We start from the raw sequence: 17,422 nt of genomic DNA, 5'->3' as shown, positions 1-17,422 counted from the left end.
CGCGTCCCGCGCGGCCGCGGGCGGGATCGTCGACGCGACGACGCTCCCGGCCGCGGCCGCGCGGGACGCGCTCGACCGGCACGACGTGGCTCCGCTTCTGGCCGAGGCCGACGCCCTGCTCCGGACCGGCCCGACGGGGACGAACGTGAACGACCTCCGGGCGGTCGTCGTGGAGGACCGGGACGGGGAGCCGCCGGGGACGACGTGATCGCGGGCCCGGCGACCGGCGACCGTCGCGCCGTCGATCGTCCGAACTTATGTCTCCGGCTCCCGCAGTCGTCGACATGAGCGAGAACGGGGACGGGTCCGACGCGGTCGACTCCGGCGACGACGGCGCGCTCGGTCCGGACCTACGCGTCGGGTCCTGCGAGCGGTGCCCGGCGCTGGTCGGGTCGCGGAGCCGGATCGTCGAGGGCGTCGGCCCGACGGACGCCGACCTGCTGTTCGTCGGCGAGGGCCCCGGCGCGACCGAGGACGAGGAGGGCGAGCCGTTCGTGGGTCGGTCGGGCGACGTCCTCGACGAGGCGCTGCGGGACGCGGGGCTCGCGCGCGCCGACGTGCGGATCACGAACTGCGTGCGGTGTCGTCCCCCGGAGAACCGCGACCCGACGACCGAGGAGCTGGCGAACTGTCGCTGCTACCTCGAGGCGGAGATCGCCGGACTCGACCCGGAACTGATCGTGACCCTGGGGAAGGTCCCGAGCGAGCACCTGCTCGGTCGCTCGGTGCGGATCACCGCCGAGTCGGGCGACGTCGTCGACGCCCGGATCGGCGGCGCGTCCCGGCGCGTTCTCCTCTCGGTCCACCCGGCGGCGACGCTGTACGACCGGAGCCAGCGCGAGGGCTTTTTCGAGACGATCGCCCGTTCGGGCGAACTGAGCGGCGTCGGCGCGGACGGGGAGGGCGGCTCCGGCGGCCAGTCGCGACTCGGCGAGTTCTGATCGCCCGGCGATCAGTCCCGCTTCCGCCCGTCACCGACCCCGAGCCACTTCTTCGCGTCGAACAGGCCGCGGATCGCCTCGACGATCCCCTTTCCGGAGTGCTCGCCGGGGCGAAGTCGGGCGCGGATCCGCGAGGAGACCAGCTCGATGCCGAGGACGACGATGAACACCATCACCAGCCCCGCGGCCGTCTGCTGGAACTCGAAGAGGTCCTGGCTGTTCCGGATCATCAGGCCGAGGCCGCCGGCGCCCACGACGCCGAGCGAGATGGCGATCCGGGTGTTGATCTCGAGGATGTACAGCGTCCACGCGATGAACGACCGCGACACCTGGCTCAACATCCCGAAGCTCACCGTCTGGGTGCCCGAGGCGCCTGTCGAGCGGATCGCCTCGATCGGCCCCTCCTCGATCTCCTCGAGGTCGTCGGTGAAGAGGCGGCCGAGGTTCCCGATGCTGTCGGTCGCGATCGCGAGGACCGCGGTGACCTGCCCCGGCGGTCCGACCGGGATGTACAGGAAGATCCAGACGATGGCGGGGATGGCGCGGATCCCGCTGAGCGTCCCGCGGAAGAGGAAGTTGAAGGGGAACGGGGTGACCCGCTCGCTCCCGAGGACGCCGAGGACGAGCGCGAACGGGAAGGCGAACACCGTGCCCATGAAGCCCAGAAGCAGCGTCACGAGGCTCGCTTTCACCAGCGACTGCCGCGACGACTGGAAGCTCTCGATGATGTGTGCCCCGCCGTCGCCGAAGCTCGCGGGGATCGCCTGTAGTCCGGAGATCCCCTGGTCCTTCGTGTAGATGGTGAAGTTCTGGAAGTCGGGCGGGAAGAAGCCGGTCGCGATGAACTCGTACATCGCCGGGAGCCGGTTGGCGACGACGTTCGGCTGGAACCCGATGAAGCCGAGCCCCCAGTAGGTGACGCCGAGGACCGTCGCGAGCAGCACGCTCCACAGGACGTACTTGATCCGACGGAGCCGTTCGAGGTTGCGGAACTGGTCGCTGACGGCCGAGTCGGGGGAGCTCACGCCCGGCCACCCCCGTCGGCGGCGGCGTCGGCGTCGCCGCCGAGGTCATCGCTCGGGGACCCCGTCGGCACCGTCTTGCCGCCCTGCGCCTCGCCGTAGTAGATCCGGTCCATCTCGTCCATCGTGAGGTCGTCGGCGTCGCCGTCGAAGATCACCTCGCCGTCCCGGATGCCGAGGAACCGGTCCCCGAACTCGCGGGCGATGTTCACCTGGTGGAGGCTGGTGACCGTGGTGAGGTCCTGCGCGGTCGCGGCCTTCTTGAGGTACCGCATCACGTCCCTGGCGGCCTTCGGGTCGAGGCTGGCGACGGGCTCGTCGGCGAGGACGATCTCCGGCTCCTGGACCAGCGCCCGCGCGATCCCGACCCGCTGTTTCTGCCCGCCGCTCATCGACTCGGCGCGCTGGGCGGCCTCGTCGAGGAGTCCGACCGTCTGGAGGGCCTCGAGGGCGGTCACCTTGTCCGGCTCGGCGTGCATTCCGAGGGCGCTCCGGAGGAGTCCGTTCCGGGAGAGCGCTCCCGACAGCGCGTTGCCGAACGCGGTCTTGCTCTCGATGAGGTAGTGCTCCTGAAACACCATCCCGACCTCGCTGCGGTTGCCCTGTATCTCCCTGTTTCCGATGCGGACGGTCCCCTCGGTGGGGTCGGTGAGCCCGTTCAGAACCCGCAGCATCGTCGACTTCCCGGCGCCGGAGGGACCGAGCAGGATGACGAACTCCCCCTCGGAGATGGTGAAGGACACGTCGTCGAGGGCGACGGTGTTCTCGTCGTATATCTTGGTGACGTTTTCGAATTCGATCGTTGGCATGGGGTGTGGCTTTGTCCGAGAACGCACGGATCGAGTGAAAAGCGATCCGAAACGGGGGTCGCGGGGGGCCTACGACTCGAAGATGTCGGTTCCGACGCCCAGCTCGTTCGCGACGTCGATGACGGACTGATACTCCTCTTGTCCCGCCTCGCGGACGTCGCCGAACCAGAGGTCGTCCTCGGTCCCGTCCTCCCCGTCGGCGCCGTAGTAGACGCTGTCGGACGCTTCGAGGAACGCCTCCTGGATGGCGGATTTCACGCCGTCGTCGAGCTCGGGCGAGACCACCATCGGCGCACGCGGGAGCCCCGTGTCCTCGTGGAGCGTGGTGGCGACCTCCTGCCACTCCTCCGGCGCCGGACCGGTGCCCGTGTCGCGGACGAACCCGCCCATCGCGGCGGCGTCGACCTGCCCCTGTTCGAGGAGGGTGTAGGAGCCGACGTGGCCGCCGGCGAAGCGGGCGTCGAACTCGGCCTGCGACCCGTTGCCCTCGGGGAGCTCGCCGACGTCGAGGCCGCCCTGGCTGGACATGCTGTACAGCGGGTAGAGGCACCCGCTCGTCGACAGCCGGTCGGAGAAGGCGATCGTCTTGCCGGACAGGTCCGACAGCTCGGTGATGTCGCTGTCGTTCGGCGTCGCGATGATGCTCTTGTACTCCCAGCTGCCGTAGCCGTAGCGCTGGAGGATGATCTCCGCGTTGCCGGTCTTCACGCCGAGCGCGGCCGCGAACGGTCCGGTCTCGGCGACATCCATCGTTCCCTGCCCGAGCGACTGAATGATCGCGCTGTAGTTGCTTCCGACGGTGCCCTCGACGCCGAGGTCCTCGGGCACGCCGTAGTTGTCACGGAGGTACCCCCCGAGGTGGTCGAGCAGCGGGGAGTACTGTACCTCGAGGTCCTCCTGCGGGACCGACGGCGAGATGCCGAAGTCGACGGTGCCGTCTCCGCCGAAGGTCATCTCCGGCTCGCCCTCCGAGCCGTCGTCGCCGCCGCTTCCGTCGCTGCCGCCGTCACCGCTGCCGCCGCTGCTGTCGCCGCTTCCGCCGTCGCCGCTGCCGTCACCGCTGCCGTCACCGCTGCCGTCGCCGCTGCCGCCGTCACCGCCGCCGCCTCCGCTACATCCTGCGAGTCCTGCGATACTGGTCGCCCCCGCGATCTTGAGGATCTTGCGTCGTCTCGCCATAAGGAGTACGTGTGGGGATTCCGCTAATCTCTCAAAAGTTTTGCTGTTTAAATATATTGGCGGATACGTACTGCTATGTAACGGGTACCGGATGGAAACTGACTTCCACGCAGGTGATCAAGCGGCGACATGGATGAACAAGCAACGGACTCGGAGGCGTCCGTCGCGCTCGTGGACTACGGGCTCGGCAACCTGCGCTCGGCCACCCGCGGGCTCGAGCGCGCCGGCGCGTCGGTCGAGATCACGGACGACCCCGAGGCGTTCGCCGCCGCGGACGGCGTCGTCCTGCCGGGCGTCGGCGCGTTCCGCGAGGGGATGGAGAACGCCGGCCCGCTGCGGGAGGCGCTGACCGACCACGCCGCGGCCGGCCGGCCGCTCTTCGGGATCTGTCTCGGGATGCAGATGCTTCTCACCTCGAGCGAGGAGGCTGACCACGAGGGCGAAGGCGAGGTGACCGGCCTCGATCTGATCCCCGGCACCAACGTCCGGTTCGACGTCGACCGCAAGGTGCCCCACATGGGCTGGAACGAGCTCTCCGTCGAGCGCGACCACCCGGTCGTCGCGGGCGTCGACGGCGAGCACGCCTACTTCGTCCACTCGTACTACGCCGCACCGGACGACCCGGACGCCGTCGTCGCGACCGCCGACTACGGGGTCGACTTCCCGGCGGTCGTCGCCAACGAGGCGGGTAACGTCTTCGGCACGCAGTTCCACCCCGAAAAGAGCGGGGAGACGGGGCTGCGGATCCTCCGGAACTTCGTCGAGTACTGCGCGGAGCGGTAGTCCGGCGGGACGACTCACTCAGAGAGGTCGAACCGCTCCGCGGCCGTCCGCATGTCCTTGTCTCCACGGCCACAGAGGTTGACCAACAGGGTGTCGTGCCGGTCCTCTTCGGCGAGCTTGGCGGCCAACGCGAGGGCGTGGGCGGGCTCCAAGGCGGGAACGATCCCCTCCGCCTCGCTCAGCTCACGGAACGCGGCGAGTGCTTCGTCATCGGAGACCGCGTGGTACTCCGCCCGCCCCATCTCCTGGAGTGCGGCGTGTTCCGGCCCGATCGCCGGGTAGTCGAGCCCGGCCGAGATGGAGTGGTTCCGCGTTTCGTCTCCGATCGTCTTCGTCTTCATCCCCTGGAAGATCCGCGGCTCCTTCTGTTTCGTCTTCGACAGCGGTGCCGAGTGATTCGCCTCATCGGTCCCGCCCGGCTCGGCGCCGTAGAACATCACGTTGTCGTCCTTGAACGCGTGCCAGAGGCCGATCGAGTTCGACCCGCCGCCGACACAGGCGACGCACGCGTCGGGGAGTTCGCCGTGGAGCTCCCGGATCTGTTCGCGAGCCTCCGTCCCGATCACGGACTGGAACTCCCGGACCATCCGCGGGAACGGATCCGGGCCGACGACGCTGCCGACGAGATAATGCGTCGACTCGACGTTCTCGGCGAAGTCCTCCAACGCGGCGTCGACCGCCTCCGCAAGCCCCTCGTTGCCGCGGTCGACCGGCTCGACGTCCGCACCCATGAGACGCATCCGGAAGACGTTCATCTCCTGCCGCTGCATGTCGTGGCGACCCATGTACACGGTCGTGTCCAGATCCAACAGCGCCCCGACCATCGCCGTCGCGGTCCCGTGTTGTCCGGCACCCGTCTCCGCGATCAACCGATCCTTTCCCGCTCGCTTCGCCAACAGCGCCTGACCGAGCGTGTTGTTGAGCTTGTGTGCGCCGCCGTGGAGGAGGTCCTCGTGTTTGAGGTAGATCTCCGCCCCGTACCGCTCGCTCAGCGTCTCCGCGTGGAAGATCGGCGTCGGACGTCCGGCGAAGTGCTCCAACAAGTGGCGGAACTCCTCCATGAACTCGTCGTCCGCGACGGCCTCCTCGTACGCGGCTGCTAGTTCGGCCAAGGGTTCCTCGAGCGGTTCCGGCACGTGTCTCCCACCGAACTCACCGAACTCGCCTGGCGTCGCCATGGACCAACTGCGCACCCACCTCCCAAAAAAGTACTCGAGCGGGACGCCCTCCCCGCGTCGGTCCGGCCCGGACCGACGACGTTACGACGGAACCCGGTATAACTCGATCCGGAGGCGGACCTCGTCCGTGTCCGCGTCCGGGAACTCGATCGACCCGTGTGCGTTCTCGACGATCCACTTGATCAGCCAGAGGCCGAGCCCGCTCGAATGCTCCAGTGCGGTCTCCGTCCCCCTCTCCAACGTGTACCGTTCCACGTTCGGGATCGTCCCCCGGTTCCGGACCTCGATCCGAGCCGTGTCCTCGCTCGGCGTCGAGGCGGAGACGAGGACCGTCGGCGAGTCCGTGTCCTGATGGACGATCCCGTTCACGACGGCCTCGTACAGGGCGACGTTGAGGTTCTCGTCGGCAAGCACGGTCACGTCGTTCACCCCGGAAAACCGGACGTCGGCAGCCGGGTGTTCCGCCGCCGCCTCCTCGATGGCCGTCTCGATCGGGGGACGGAGGCGCCGTGGCTCGACGGCGGTGTTGCCCGTCGTCCGTTGGATGTAGCGGGCCTTCTCCGCTATCTCGATGACCGACTCGGCGTTCTCGATGGCGACCGCCAGTCGCTCCTCGTTCTCGGCGGACAGCGACCCCGTCTCCGCGACCAGCTCGAGCGTCCCCTTCACGACGTTCAGGTCGTTGCGAACGTTGTGCCGAAGAACGCGGTTGACGATCCCCAACCGCTGTTCGCGTTGGTTGATGTCGTGGTCCGCGTTCGTCAGCGAGTACGCCTGCTCCAGCATCAGTTGGGCGTTCAGCTCCGGGTTCTCGGCCGAGCGATAGTCCTCCGGCGGGACGTAGAACGGGTTCTTACAGAGCTGGTTCCGATAGACGATCCGTTCGTGCGTCCGGAGGGCCTTCGCGGCCGACGTCTCGTTGAAACGGTCGAGGTCGTACTGACAGAGCGCGGTGACCGGGAGATCCGGGCAGACGGCATCGAAGTCCGCCTCGAAGTCAAGGATGTGGTCGAACGACCGCTCGGTGTGGAAACACCACGAGTTCTCGCCGGCGATCCACAGCCCGTCGTAGCCGTCCTCGACGCTGGCGTTGGCCTCGGCTTCGAGCGTGGCGATCATCCTGTTCGGGTCGAAGCCGGAGTCGAGGTAGACCGTTTTGGCGTCTCGAATGGCGAGGTCGCCGGCGTCGACGCGCTCCTCGACGTCGATGCCGACCCGCCGGAGTCTCGATTCGACGTCGGCGGCGGCGTTGACGTCGAGCAGGTAGACACAGCGGTGGCCCGACTGGAGGCCCTCCACGAGGAAGGCCGTGGTAGCGGCCAACTGCGCCTCCTTCGACCGGTAGAAGAGCGCGAGATGGCGTGGCAGCTCGGTCGACCCGAACTCCGCACGGAGATCCGCGGCGATCGGTCGTTCCGCGAGTTCCGTGGCCGAGCGTCCCTCGGGTCGTTTCATCCTCCCGTCACTTCATGACCGAGACATATGAATCGTGCTACTGAGGCTCGCCGAGAACGGGACGTCTGGACGTCCCCCGACGACCTCGAACGACCGCCCGTCGGCCGTCACACGGAGGGAACGACGGTGCGTCGTCGACCGCGGGCTCCGTATCTCGGCCGGGCGTCCCTCGTGTTGACCGACCTCCGGGACGCGGCACCGATGCGGAACGTCCTCCGACGCTCCGCTACAGCCCCTCGTAGGGGCTCGCCTTCGCGTCCGTGAGCCGGTCGACCTGCTCGTCGGAGAGGTCGATATCCGCGGCCGCGAGGTTCTCCTCCAGCTGGTCGACGGTGCGCGCGCCCACGATCGGCGCGGTGACGCCGTCGCGGTGGGAGAGCCACGCGAGCGCGACCTGCGCGGGCGAGGCGTCGACCTCGTCGGCGACCCGATCGAGCTCGTCGTGGACGTCGAAGTTCTCCGTGGTGAGGTACGACTCCCGGAACCGGCTCGAGGAGGCGACCTTCGACTCCTCGGGCAGGTCCTCCTCGCGGTCGTACTTGCCGGTGAGAAAGCCCTGACCGAGCGGGCTCCACGGGCAGACCCCGAGCCCCTGCTGGCGGGCGAACTCGAGGTAGTCGCCCTCGACCTCGCGGTCGACGAGGTTGTACCGCGGCTGGAGCACGGTGAACGGCTCCCACCCCTCCGCGCGGGCGATCTCGTTGGCGCGGGCGACCTTCCAGGCGTTCGGTCGATGCGTCGACGCGCCGAGGTAGTGGACCTTTCCCGACTCGACGAACCCGTTCAGGGTCTTCATGGTCTCGCGGGCGTCGGTCGCGTCGTCCCAGCGGTGGATGTAGAGCACGTCGACGTAGTCGGTGCCGAGCCTATCGAGCAGCGCCTCGAGGCGGTGCCGGAGGTTCTTGCGGTTCGTTCCCCGGCTGTTCGGGTCGCCGTCGCGGATCTGCCAGTAGATCTTCGAGGCGATCGTGTAGCGCTCGCGGTCGCGGTCCGCGAGCCAGTCGCCGATCCACTCCTCGCAGGTGCCGCCGCCGTACACGTCGGCGGTGTCGATGTACCGGCCACCGGCGTCGGCGTAGGCGTCGAGCAGCTCGTGGGCGCGCTCCTCGCCGATCTCGACCTCGCCCGCCTCGTTCTCCTTGCCGAACCGCCAGGTGCCGAACTGGAGCTCGCTGGTGTGGAGGCCGGTGCCGTCGAGCTTCACGAACTCGAGGTCGGTGTCGTCGCGTGTGGACGTCATCGGTTCCCCGTTCGGACGCTCGGGGCAAAAGGAGCGAGGAAGCGGCGAGGGACGCTCTCGAGGTCCGACCCTGATCTAGAGGACCCCCGAAAGCAGCGTGTTGAACAGGACCCCCACGACGACGCCGATCGTGACCACCGTGGTCGCGTAGATGGCCAGCAGCCGGCGCTCGAACAGTTTGTTCAACAGGATCAGGTTCGGGACGCTGATCCCCGCGCCGCCGATGACGAACGCGATCACGGTCCCGATCGGGATCCCGGCCTCGGTCAGCGAGTGGGCGATCGGCAACATGCCGCTCAGGCTCACGTAGATGGGTGCGCCGGCGAGCGCCGCCAGCGGCGTCGCCAGCGGGTTCCCCGGTCCGGCCACCCGCTGGAGGGTCTCCGCGGGCACCGCGCCGTGGATCAGCGCGCCGACCGTGATCCCTACGAGGAGGTACGGGAACGTGTCGCGGAAGAAGGAGCCGGCACCGCGGCCGGCCGCGGAGACTCGCTCGGCGTGGGTTCGGGTCGGCGCGGTCGCGTCGCGCTCACAGCACCCGTCCGCCGCCGGCGTCGGATCGGGGTCACAGCAGCCGCCGGCCGCGGCCGCCCCGCCGTCGGTCGCTACCTGCCGGCCGCCAGCGGTGATCCGAACGTCCTTGACGTAGCGGTCGAGGTCCAGCGCGCCGACGACCAGTCCGCCGACGATCGCGCAGGCGAGCGCCGCGACGACGTACGCGGCCGTCACCACGGGACCGAAGAGCCCGAACAGCAACACGACCGCGATCCAGTTGACGATCGGCGAGGCGAGAAGGAAGGAGAAGGACATTCCGAGAGGCGCGCCCGCGCTCAGAAGCCCCGCCAGGACCGGGACGGTCGAACACGAACAGAACGGCGTCACCGCTCCCAGCCCCGTCGCGAGGACGTTCCCGCTGCCGTGGTCCCGCGAGCGGAGCAGCTCCTCGACGCGCTCGGGCGGGAGGTACTCCTGGGCGAGCCCGACGAGGAAGGAGGCTCCGAGAAAGAGCGGCGCGAGGACGACCGCGAGGTGGAGGAAGTACTCCCAGGAATCGGCGAGCGCCGCCTCGGCCCCCGGCGGGATCACGACTCCTCTCCCAGCGCCGCGGCGAGGTCGATCAGCTGGAGGCTCGCGGTGTCGGCGATCCGGTAATGGGTCCACTTCCCGTCCTTCCGCGTGCGGACGATCCCGGCGTCACGGAGCTTCCGGAGGTGGGTCGCCACCGTCGATTGCGGCGCGTCGAGGACGGCCTCCAGGTCGCAGGCGCAGAGCTCGCCGTCGCGGAGCGCGTGGACGACCGCGAGCCGCTTCTCGTTCGCGAGCGCCTTGAACACCGCCTCCTCGCTCGCGACCCGTTCGGGGTCGGGTCGGCGATCGTCGACGACCGACCCCCCACAGCAGGCCCTCCCGCTTCCCTCCTCGAGCCGCCCGAGCGTCGCGCTCGCCGATCCGGTTCCGTCGTCGGTTTCCTCGCCGAGTCCGTCGCGTTCGCCGTTGGCCTGATTGGACATGTTCGATGAGTTCTCTCGTTTCGACCGGTCGCTCACGCTTCCGCTCCGTCGTCGTCCGGGTCTACCTCCTCGATACGCACGTCACAGCAGTCTTCCTCCTCGCTTCCGCCGCCGAACAGTCGGTCGAGCATCGACATACATATTGAGAAAACTCGATGTAACTTTAGTGTTGTGGTCGGGTCGATTCGACGGAAATTCTGATCGCCGTCTCCTCACCGTCGGTCGAGATCGATTCGATCGAACCGAGATCGTTGCTCGCGCGGTGAACACGTCCACAGTCTTGGTCGCTCGGCAATACTTGGTTGCTAGCGCGGTGACGATCATCAAAGCCCCAGCCGGGAGAACTCGCGCGGCTCGCTGTGCTCCTCGCTCAGTCGCTCCCGCTTCTTCGCTGCGGTGCTTACGTCGCCAAGCTTCGTCCTCCCGGCTGCCCCTTTGCGTCCCACCCGACCGCACAGCCCCGCCTCTCACACCACCCCAGTCTCGCGGTTCGCGCCCTGTCGGGCGCTCGCAGGCGCAGGGCGAGAGCTTCGCTCTCGCGTGAAGCCGGCGCGAAGCGCCGGCGACGCCACCGCATCGTTCGAACTCCACAGAATCAGATCGATATCAGGGACATCGACTATTCTCGATAAACATCCTCTCTCCCTGCCGGCGACTACTCCTCGTCCGGCTCCGCCGCGAGCGCGTCGTCGCGCAGCTCCCGACAGCGCTCGCCGTCGACGGTGAGGTCGGGAACGGGCGTCGGCGATCCCTCCGCATCGACGGCGACGAAGACGAAGTAGGAGTCCGTCGTCAGCTCCCGCTCGCCGGTTCGGGGGGACTCGCGGAACGCCCGGAGCCGGACCCGGACGCTCGTCCGGCCGGCGGCGTACGCGTACGACTCGATCACGCAGGTGTCCCCCTGCGGGATCGGCCGCTTGAAGTCGAGTTCGTTGATCCTCACCGTGACGCACGTCTCGCCGGCGTGGCGCATCGCCGACATCGCGCCCACCTCGTCCATCCACTTGACGACGTTGCCCCCGTGGGCCGACGCGTAGTTGTTGGTGTGGGTCGGCTGGACGCGCTGGCGGTTCTCGATGTAGGTGTCGCTGACGCTCGGCATACGCCGACGAGGACGGGCGGGATCAAAAAGGCCGGCTCCGGAGGCGGGCCGCCGGCCGCGGTCCGACGACCGCGCTTACCGCCTGCCGAGTGCCGCCTCTCACCGCTTGCCGAGCGCCTCCTCGAAGACGCGTTTCGCCCGCTCGTAGGCGGCGTCCCGGTCGACGATCGGGTGGGGGTAGTCGGGGGCCAGGTCCTCGCGCTCCTCGGGCGAAAGCGTCGGCCAGTCGACGACGGTGTCGGCCGGCACCTCCCGCAGTTCGGGGACGTACTCCCGGACGAACGTCGCCTCCGGGTCGTACTTCGCGGCCTGGCTCACCGGGTCGAAGATCCGCACGTCGACCGAGTCGGTCCCCGTCGAGGCGATCCACTGCCACATCCCGTGGTTCGACGCGTGGTCGGCGTCGACGAGTCGCTCCATGAACCACCGTGCCCCGCGCCGCCAGTCGACGAGGAGGTGTTTGGTGAGGAAGCTCGCGACCACCTGCCGCGGACGGTTGTGGACGTACCCCTCCGCCTCCAGCTGGCGCATCCCGGCGTCGACGAGGGGATACCCCGTCTCGCCTCGCTTCCACGCGTCGAACCCCGCGTCGTCCTCGCGCCACGCGATCGGGTTCGGGAACGACCGGTAGTTCGACTCGGCCAGGTCCGGGGCGTAGTACAGCAGGTGGTACTGCTGTTCCCGCCACGTCAGTTCGTCCCGGTACTTCTCGACGTTTCGGCGAACGTCGTCGGTCGCGGCCGCCTCCAGCGCGTCGGTCGCGGCCGCCCACACCTCCCGGATCCCGATCGCGCCCGTCGCGAGGTACGGCGACAGCCGCGAGACGGCGTGGGTCGGCGCCTCCACCGCCCGCGCGAGGTCGTCGCGGGTGTCGGCGTAGGTCGCGATCCCCGCCGACAGGAAGTCGTCGAGCCGATCACGGGCGGCGCGGTGGCCGGCCGTCGGGAGGTCGACGTCGGCTCGGAACGGGTCGGGGTCGCCGACATCAAGGTCGCCGGAGGCGTCGGCGGCGACCGCACGCACCGATCGCTCGCCCCCCACGTCGGCGAACCTCCCCGCCTCCGGCGCCGGGTACGGGTCCGGCGTGGGGACCGCGTCCCAGTCGTCTCGAAAGCGCCCGTGGTTCGGGTACGACGCGGCCAGTCGGTCGGGATCGACCACCACGAGGTCGGTTCGTGCGTCCGTCTCGACGCCGTCGTCCGCGAGCGCCGACGCGACCGCGCGCTCGCGCTCCCGCCGCGCGGGCCGGTAGTGCTCGTTGTAGGTGACTCGCTCCGCGCCGTACTCCGCGGCGAGATCCGGGAGGACCGTCGCGGGGTCGCCCGAACGGACGACGAGGGCGCTCCCGCGCTCGCGGTAGCGTCGCTGGAGGGCGGCCAGCGACCGGAGGGAGAGCGCCCGTCGTCTCGCGCCGACCGTCTCCAGGAGTTCCGCGTCGTACGCGAAGACGGGGACGACCCGATCGTTCCGCGCGGCCGCGGCCGCGGCGGCCGCCGCCAGTCCCGCGTTGTCGCGGAGCCGCGGGTCGCGCCGGTGCCAGAACAGGTCCATGCGATCGGTTGGGGACGGAGCGGATAGTGTCCTTCGGCCGGCGGAACGACGACTTCAGCCGCGGCTCGTCCCGGCGGTCGTCGCGCTAAAAAGGCGGGATTCGCGGCGGGACGCGCCGCCGTCGCGTCAGTCGTCGGCGGGCGCTCGCGGCTCCGCCGGCCGCTCGGGATCGTCGGTCTCCGCCGGCTCCTCGACCCGCTCGTCCGGCGCGTCGTCGGCCTCCCCTTCCGCCGCCAGCGATCGGTGACGCTCCCGGATCTCCGCCGGGGAGAGCGCCTCGTCTCCGTGGTGGCACATGACAACAGTTACCACGGGACGGACGAAGATAAACGTTGGGCGACCGACCGGTTCCTCCCACGGTCGTCGTCGGCCTCGATCACCGCCGGCGGTCCCGGTCGTCGTCGATCTCAGTCGTCGCCGGTGACCGTCTCCGCCGGGCCGACGAGCGCCTCGGCGACCTTCTCGATCGGGTGCGGGGGGGTCTCCGCGGCCCCGTCGCGATCGCCGAGCTGCGATCGACAGGAGGCCCCCGGCGCGGTCGCCGTCTCGGCGGGACTCTCCTCGAGCCGGTCGAAGAGGATCCACCCGATGGCCTTCGAGAGGTCGTAGTGTTCGGACTCGTAGCCGAACGAGCCGGCCATGCCGCAACACGAGGCGTCGAGCGGGTCGACCGCGTAGCCGGCGCGCCGGAGCACGCCCACCGCGTGGTGGTCCGTGTCGAGCGCCTTCTGGTTACAGTGGCCGTGGTAGGCGAGCGACTCGTCCGGCGCGTCGAATCGAAGTCGCTCGTCGACCCGGCCGGCGTCGAGGTACTCACAGACGCCGTAGGCGGCCGCCGAGACCGCCGCCGCGTCCTCGCCGCCGAGCAGGTCCAGGTACTCGTCCTGGAACATGACCGCGTCGGAGGGTTCGACGAAGAGGACCGACTTCCCCTCGCGAACGCGGGGCGCGAGCCGCTCGACGTTCGTCTCGGCGCGCTCGCGGGCCGCGTCGAGGAAGCCCGTCGAGAACGCGGCGCGACCCGAGGGCGCGAGGTCGCCGGGCACCTCGACGCGGACCCCCGCGGCCTCCAGCACCTCCACCGCCGCCTTCCCGGCCGCCGGGTAGCTGTAGTTGGTGTAGGTGTCCGGGAAGAGGACGACCGCGTCGGTCGCGTCCGCGGGCGAGACGCTCGAACCCCCCCGCGCCGCGAACCACTCCTCGAAGCTCTCGGAGCGGAACGTGGGCAGCGCGCGGTCGGGCGCGATCCCCGCGACGGCGTCCATCACCCGGCGAGCGCCGGGGAGCTTCGTCGCCGCGTTCGAGACCGGCGCGAGTGCGCTCCCGACCGCCGAGAGGCGGTCGACGTCGCGGAAGAGCCGCTCGCGGAGCCCCGCGCCCTCCCTCTCGTGGTGTTCGTGTTTCACCTCCGCCTTGAGCTTCGCGAGGTCGACGCCGGTCGGACAGTCGCTCTTGCACCCCTTACACCCGACACAGAGGTCGAGCACCTCCTCCTGGAAGCGGTCGGAGTGGATCTCGTCGTCGTCGAGGTCGCCGCTGATGGCGGCCCGCAGCATGTTGGCGCGCCCCCGCGTCGTCTGGATCTCCTCGCCGGAGGCGCGGTAGGTCGGACACATCACGCCCGAGTCGGTCTCCCGGCAGGTGCCACAGCCGTTACAGAGTTCCACGAGGTGCGAGAAGCCGCCCTCGTCGTCGAAATCGAGCGTCGTCGTCGGCTCGATCGAGCGGTAGGCCGGGCCGTACCGGAGGTGCTCACGCATGTCCGTGTCGGCGGCGGTGTCCGGGTAGCCTCGCTCGCTCGCGGTCTCGCCGTCGACGTAGACGACCTTGCCGGGGTTCAGCCGCCACTCGGGGTCGAACGTCGACTTCAGCTCCTGGAACGCGCTCCAGAGCTCGTCGCCGTACATCTTCGGGTTGAACTCGGTGCGCGCGAGGCCGTCGCCGTGCTCCCCGGAGAACGCGCCGTGGTGGTCCAACACGAGGTCGGTGACGTCGTCGGCGATCGAGTGCATCTTCTCTATCCCTTCTTCCTCCTTCAACGAGAGGATCGGGCGGATGTGGAGGGTGCCGCTGCCGGCGTGTGCGAAGTACGCCGCCGAGGTGTCGTGGGCCTCGAGCACGTCCTCGAACTCGCCGACGTACTCCGCGAGCTCCGCGGGCGGCACCGACGCGTCCTCGATGAACGGGTACGGCTTCGGGTCCCCCTCCATACTCATCAACAGCGGGATGGCCGCCTTCCGGAGGTTCCAGAGGTCCGCCTGCGCCTCGTCCGCGTACGCCTCCAGGACGTCGAAGGCGTCGCCCCCCTCGAGAAAGCGCGCGTTCGTGTCGGCGACCGCCGCCTCGAAGTCGTCGACGAGCTCGGAGTCCCACTCGAGCATCAGCGCCGCCGCGGCGCGGTCGGGGATCGGCTCCGCGTACTCCGCGAACTGCGGGGAGCCCGCCGCGAGCGAGAACACCTCGTCGTCCATCAGCTCGACCGCGCTCACCGGGAACTCCAGCGCCTCGGGGACCGCCCGCATCGCGGCCGGAAGCGAGTCGAAACAGTACAGCGCCAGCGCCGTCTCCTCGGGGCGGGTGACGAGCGACACCTCCGCCTCGACGACGACCCCGAGCGTGCCCTCCGCGCCGACGAACAGCCTCGAGAGGTTGACGACCTCCTCGCCGTCGTCGTTCTCGTAGATCACCTTGTGGAGGTTGTACCCCGACACCGACCGTTTGAGCGTCGGGTACCGCTCCGCGATCGCCGCCTCGTTGCCCGCGACGAGTTCGCGGACCGTCTGGTACAGCGCCGCCTCCCGCTCGCCGCCCTCCTCGCCCGCGACGATCGCCTCGTACTCCGGCGAGTCGAGGACGACCTCGCGGGTGTGGATCAGGGAGCCGTCCGCGAGCACGACCCGGAGCTCCTCGGTGTAGGCGTCGGTGATGCCGTACCGGACCGAGTGCGCGCCGGTGGAGTTGTTGCCGATCCCGCCGCCGACCGTCGCCCGCGCCGAGGAGGCGGGGTCGGGCGCGAACTTCAGTCCGTCCTCCGCGAGCCGGTCGTCGAGGCGGTCCTGGACGACGCCCGGCTCGACCACCGCCCGGCGGTCGTCGGGGCGGACCTCCCGTATCTCGTCCATGTGTCTGGAGAGATCCAACACGACGCAGCCGGGGCCGACGGTCTGTCCCGCGAGCGAGGATCCCGCCCCGCGCGGGAGTACCGGGACGTCGTGGTCGGCGGCGACCCGCATCGCCGCCCGGACGTCCGCGACCGAGTGCGGAAACACGACGCCCGCGGGCCGCGCCGAGTAGACGCTGCCGTCGGTCGCGTACAGCACTTGCGCGTACTCGTCGAACTCGACCTCGCCCTCGACGCGCTCGCGGAGGGCCGACGCGAGCGCCCGGTAGGCGGGCACGTCCGGCCGCTCGTGACCGAGCGCGGCCGCCGACGGATCGAGTCCGGACGCGTCGGGGCCGGCCGCCGCGGATCCCGACGCGTCGTCCCCCGACGCTCCGTCCCCCGCTGTGGGATCTGTTGCCATGGGGTAACAGGGCGTCGACCGTCGAATAAATCCATCGTTAACGATGATGACGTATCCCCTCGCCGTCGGTCGCGGCCGATCGCTATCCCGGAGTAGCCGCAACCGTCATACGAGAGCGGCTCGCGCGCGCCGAACGCGCACGCCGACGGCGGCGTTCCGCGGCGCGGACAGGGATCGGCACCGGCGAGCGGCGGGGCGTACTCGAGGTCGGCGACGACGACCCGGACGGCGAACGCGGCCCCGACCGACTCGTCGACCGCGCCGCCCCGGACGACGTTCGCCTCCGGGCCGACTCGCCGGCGGACCGACGACGGACCTCTTCGGGGTCGGTCCTCCCGAGCGTCGGCGGCGTTTCAGGCCCCTGAAACGACATGTCAGTAAAAGAGAACGGTTATATCGGATGGTCGAACTCCGGTCGAGCAGACGAGAGACGTGACGAGCCCCACCCTGCGGATCGGCGGCGGATCCGGCGGCGACGACGCCGCGGTTCCGGCCCCGGTCCCGCCCGACGATCCCGAAGCCTGGTACGCCCCCGACGTCCGCGCGCAGTACGAGTCCGCCCCCGGCGTCGTCGCGACGATCCGCGAGCGCGACGGCGGCCGGTTCGGCTACGACGTGCGCGACCCGCCGCTCTCGCCGGCCGACGAGCGCGCGCTCTCGCGGGTCCGCGAACACTTCGCGGACGGCCACGGCCGCCGCCCGCTCACCCGTGCCGGCGCGGTCGAGCGCGCGGAGGCGGGCTTCGAGCCGAAGTACGGGCGCGTGCTCGATCGCCTGCTCTCGACGACCGCGGCCGCCCGCCGCCGGATCGACCACCACGCGCTGTGTGACCTCCGACTGTTCGGCGACCTCACCCCGATCGCGCTCGACGCCCGGATCGCGGTCGCGGACGTCGGCGACGACCGCGAGCTCGTCGTCCACACGGATGCGTTCGCCCCGCTCGAGACGGGCGTCGACGCCGACGCCGAGTACGTCGACCGCGTCGCGGGCGAGCGGCTCGCCCGGTACGCCGTCGAGTTCGCCGGCTTCGCCGTCGACGTGGTGATCTACCGCGAGCGGCTGCTCGGCTCGGACGCCTTCGAGACGAAGTACGCCGCGCTCGAGCCCGACCTGCTCCCCGGCGACGA

The 17,422-nt window shown here is 69.9% G+C and carries 15 protein-coding genes and 1 pseudogene; 4 read left to right on the top strand and 12 right to left on the bottom strand.

Annotation, left to right across the window (positions count from 1 at the left end):
- On the top strand, positions 1 to 208 hold a 208-nt coding region (locus DJ70_RS14465; RefSeq protein ID WP_275542354.1), incomplete at its 5' end, for an MOFRL family protein.
- 76 nt (positions 209 to 284) lie between these two features.
- Positions 285 to 941, top strand: coding sequence for a uracil-DNA glycosylase (locus DJ70_RS14460; protein ID WP_094534210.1), 657 nt, complete (start codon positions 285 to 287; stop codon positions 939 to 941).
- Positions 942 to 952: 11 nt separating this feature from the next.
- On the opposite strand, the gene DJ70_RS14455 is transcribed toward DJ70_RS14460, so the two are convergent.
- The 3 genes from DJ70_RS14455 to phnD form a co-directional block, all read right to left on the bottom strand.
- Positions 953 to 1,966, bottom strand: coding sequence for a PhnE/PtxC family ABC transporter permease (locus DJ70_RS14455; RefSeq protein WP_094534208.1), 1,014 nt, complete (start codon positions 1,964 to 1,966; stop codon positions 953 to 955).
- Positions 1,963 to 2,772 (bottom strand): phosphonate ABC transporter ATP-binding protein, encoded by an 810-nt coding sequence (gene phnC / locus DJ70_RS14450; protein ID WP_094534206.1) that lies wholly within the window; start codon positions 2,770 to 2,772, stop codon positions 1,963 to 1,965. The genes DJ70_RS14455 and phnC overlap by 4 nt, the downstream gene beginning before the upstream one ends.
- Before the next feature lie 69 nt (positions 2,773 to 2,841).
- On the bottom strand, positions 2,842 to 3,951 hold the full coding sequence (gene phnD, locus DJ70_RS14445; protein ID WP_094534204.1) for a phosphate/phosphite/phosphonate ABC transporter substrate-binding protein: 1,110 nt from the start codon (positions 3,949 to 3,951) through the stop codon (positions 2,842 to 2,844).
- 129 nt (positions 3,952 to 4,080) lie between these two features.
- Between phnD and hisH the strand changes: the two genes are divergently transcribed.
- Positions 4,081 to 4,734, top strand: coding sequence for an imidazole glycerol phosphate synthase subunit HisH (gene hisH, locus DJ70_RS14440; protein ID WP_094534201.1), 654 nt, complete (start codon positions 4,081 to 4,083; stop codon positions 4,732 to 4,734).
- A gap of 14 nt (positions 4,735 to 4,748) precedes the next feature.
- Here the strand turns inward: hisH and trpB are convergent, their stop codons facing one another.
- The 9 genes from trpB to DJ70_RS14400 all read right to left on the bottom strand — a co-directional run bounded on the left by trpB (position 4,749) and on the right by DJ70_RS14400 (position 16,295).
- The gene (gene trpB, locus DJ70_RS14435; RefSeq protein ID WP_094534197.1) at positions 4,749 to 5,912 is read right to left on the bottom strand and encodes a tryptophan synthase subunit beta; all 1,164 of its coding nucleotides are present in this window, start codon (positions 5,910 to 5,912) and stop codon (positions 4,749 to 4,751) included.
- 81 nt (positions 5,913 to 5,993) lie between these two features.
- Positions 5,994 to 7,367 carry an MEDS domain-containing protein gene (locus DJ70_RS14430; protein WP_094534195.1) on the bottom strand — a complete coding sequence of 458 codons (1,374 nt, stop codon included), beginning with the start codon at positions 7,365 to 7,367 and terminating at the stop codon, positions 5,994 to 5,996.
- Between the two features lie 226 nt (positions 7,368 to 7,593).
- Positions 7,594 to 8,607, bottom strand: coding sequence for an aldo/keto reductase (locus tag DJ70_RS14425; RefSeq protein WP_094534193.1), 1,014 nt, complete (start codon positions 8,605 to 8,607; stop codon positions 7,594 to 7,596).
- A 75-nt stretch (positions 8,608 to 8,682) separates the two neighbouring features.
- Positions 8,683 to 9,693 carry a permease gene (locus DJ70_RS14420; RefSeq protein WP_094534191.1) on the bottom strand — a complete coding sequence of 337 codons (1,011 nt, stop codon included), beginning with the start codon at positions 9,691 to 9,693 and terminating at the stop codon, positions 8,683 to 8,685.
- Positions 9,690 to 10,118, bottom strand: coding sequence for an ArsR/SmtB family transcription factor (locus tag DJ70_RS14415; RefSeq protein WP_094534189.1), 429 nt, complete (start codon positions 10,116 to 10,118; stop codon positions 9,690 to 9,692). The genes DJ70_RS14420 and DJ70_RS14415 overlap by 4 nt, the downstream gene beginning before the upstream one ends.
- Before the next feature lie 655 nt (positions 10,119 to 10,773).
- Entirely contained in the window at positions 10,774 to 11,220 is a 447-nt protein-coding gene (locus DJ70_RS14410) for an acyl-CoA thioesterase (RefSeq protein ID WP_094534187.1), read from the bottom strand.
- A 99-nt stretch (positions 11,221 to 11,319) separates the two neighbouring features.
- Positions 11,320 to 12,771, bottom strand: coding sequence for a cryptochrome/photolyase family protein (locus DJ70_RS14405; protein ID WP_094534185.1), 1,452 nt, complete (start codon positions 12,769 to 12,771; stop codon positions 11,320 to 11,322).
- Between the two features lie 126 nt (positions 12,772 to 12,897).
- Positions 12,898 to 13,068, bottom strand: a complete 171-nt coding sequence (locus DJ70_RS17525) for a hypothetical protein (RefSeq protein ID WP_179234069.1) — start codon at positions 13,066 to 13,068, stop codon at positions 12,898 to 12,900.
- 110 nt (positions 13,069 to 13,178) lie between these two features.
- Positions 13,179 to 16,295: an FAD-binding and (Fe-S)-binding domain-containing protein gene (locus DJ70_RS14400; protein WP_094534183.1), complete on the bottom strand. Its 3,117-nt coding sequence runs from the start codon at positions 16,293 to 16,295 to the stop codon at positions 13,179 to 13,181.
- Between the two features lie 432 nt (positions 16,296 to 16,727).
- Here DJ70_RS14400 and DJ70_RS14395 point away from each other — a divergent pair.
- Positions 16,728 to 17,422: pseudogene (locus tag DJ70_RS14395) on the top strand (secretion system protein); the annotation flags it as partial.

This window comes from Halorubrum halodurans (assembly GCF_002252985.1).
In the GTDB taxonomy this organism is placed as follows: domain Archaea; phylum Halobacteriota; class Halobacteria; order Halobacteriales; family Haloferacaceae; genus Halorubrum; species Halorubrum halodurans.
Note: the sequence above shows the minus strand (reverse complement) of the source record. Positions and strands in the feature narration are given on the sequence as shown.

Coding starts and splice junctions, on each gene's coding strand:
- DJ70_RS14460 (WP_094534210.1), top strand. CDS start 285: ATGAGCGAGAACGGGGACGGGTCCGACGCGGTCGACTCCGGCGACGAC.
- phnC (WP_094534206.1), bottom strand. CDS start 2,772: ATGCCAACGATCGAATTCGAAAACGTCACCAAGATATACGACGAGAAC.
- phnD (WP_094534204.1), bottom strand. CDS start 3,951: ATGGCGAGACGACGCAAGATCCTCAAGATCGCGGGGGCGACCAGTATC.
- hisH (WP_094534201.1), top strand. CDS start 4,081: ATGGATGAACAAGCAACGGACTCGGAGGCGTCCGTCGCGCTCGTGGAC.
- trpB (WP_094534197.1), bottom strand. CDS start 5,912: ATGGCGACGCCAGGCGAGTTCGGTGAGTTCGGTGGGAGACACGTGCCG.
- DJ70_RS14430 (WP_094534195.1), bottom strand. CDS start 7,367: ATGAAACGACCCGAGGGACGCTCGGCCACGGAACTCGCGGAACGACCG.
- DJ70_RS14425 (WP_094534193.1), bottom strand. CDS start 8,607: ATGACGTCCACACGCGACGACACCGACCTCGAGTTCGTGAAGCTCGAC.
- DJ70_RS14415 (WP_094534189.1), bottom strand. CDS start 10,118: ATGTCCAATCAGGCCAACGGCGAACGCGACGGACTCGGCGAGGAAACC.
- DJ70_RS14410 (WP_094534187.1), bottom strand. CDS start 11,220: ATGCCGAGCGTCAGCGACACCTACATCGAGAACCGCCAGCGCGTCCAG.
- DJ70_RS14405 (WP_094534185.1), bottom strand. CDS start 12,771: ATGGACCTGTTCTGGCACCGGCGCGACCCGCGGCTCCGCGACAACGCG.
- DJ70_RS17525 (WP_179234069.1), bottom strand. CDS start 13,068: ATGTGCCACCACGGAGACGAGGCGCTCTCCCCGGCGGAGATCCGGGAG.
- DJ70_RS14400 (WP_094534183.1), bottom strand. CDS start 16,295: ATGGCAACAGATCCCACAGCGGGGGACGGAGCGTCGGGGGACGACGCG.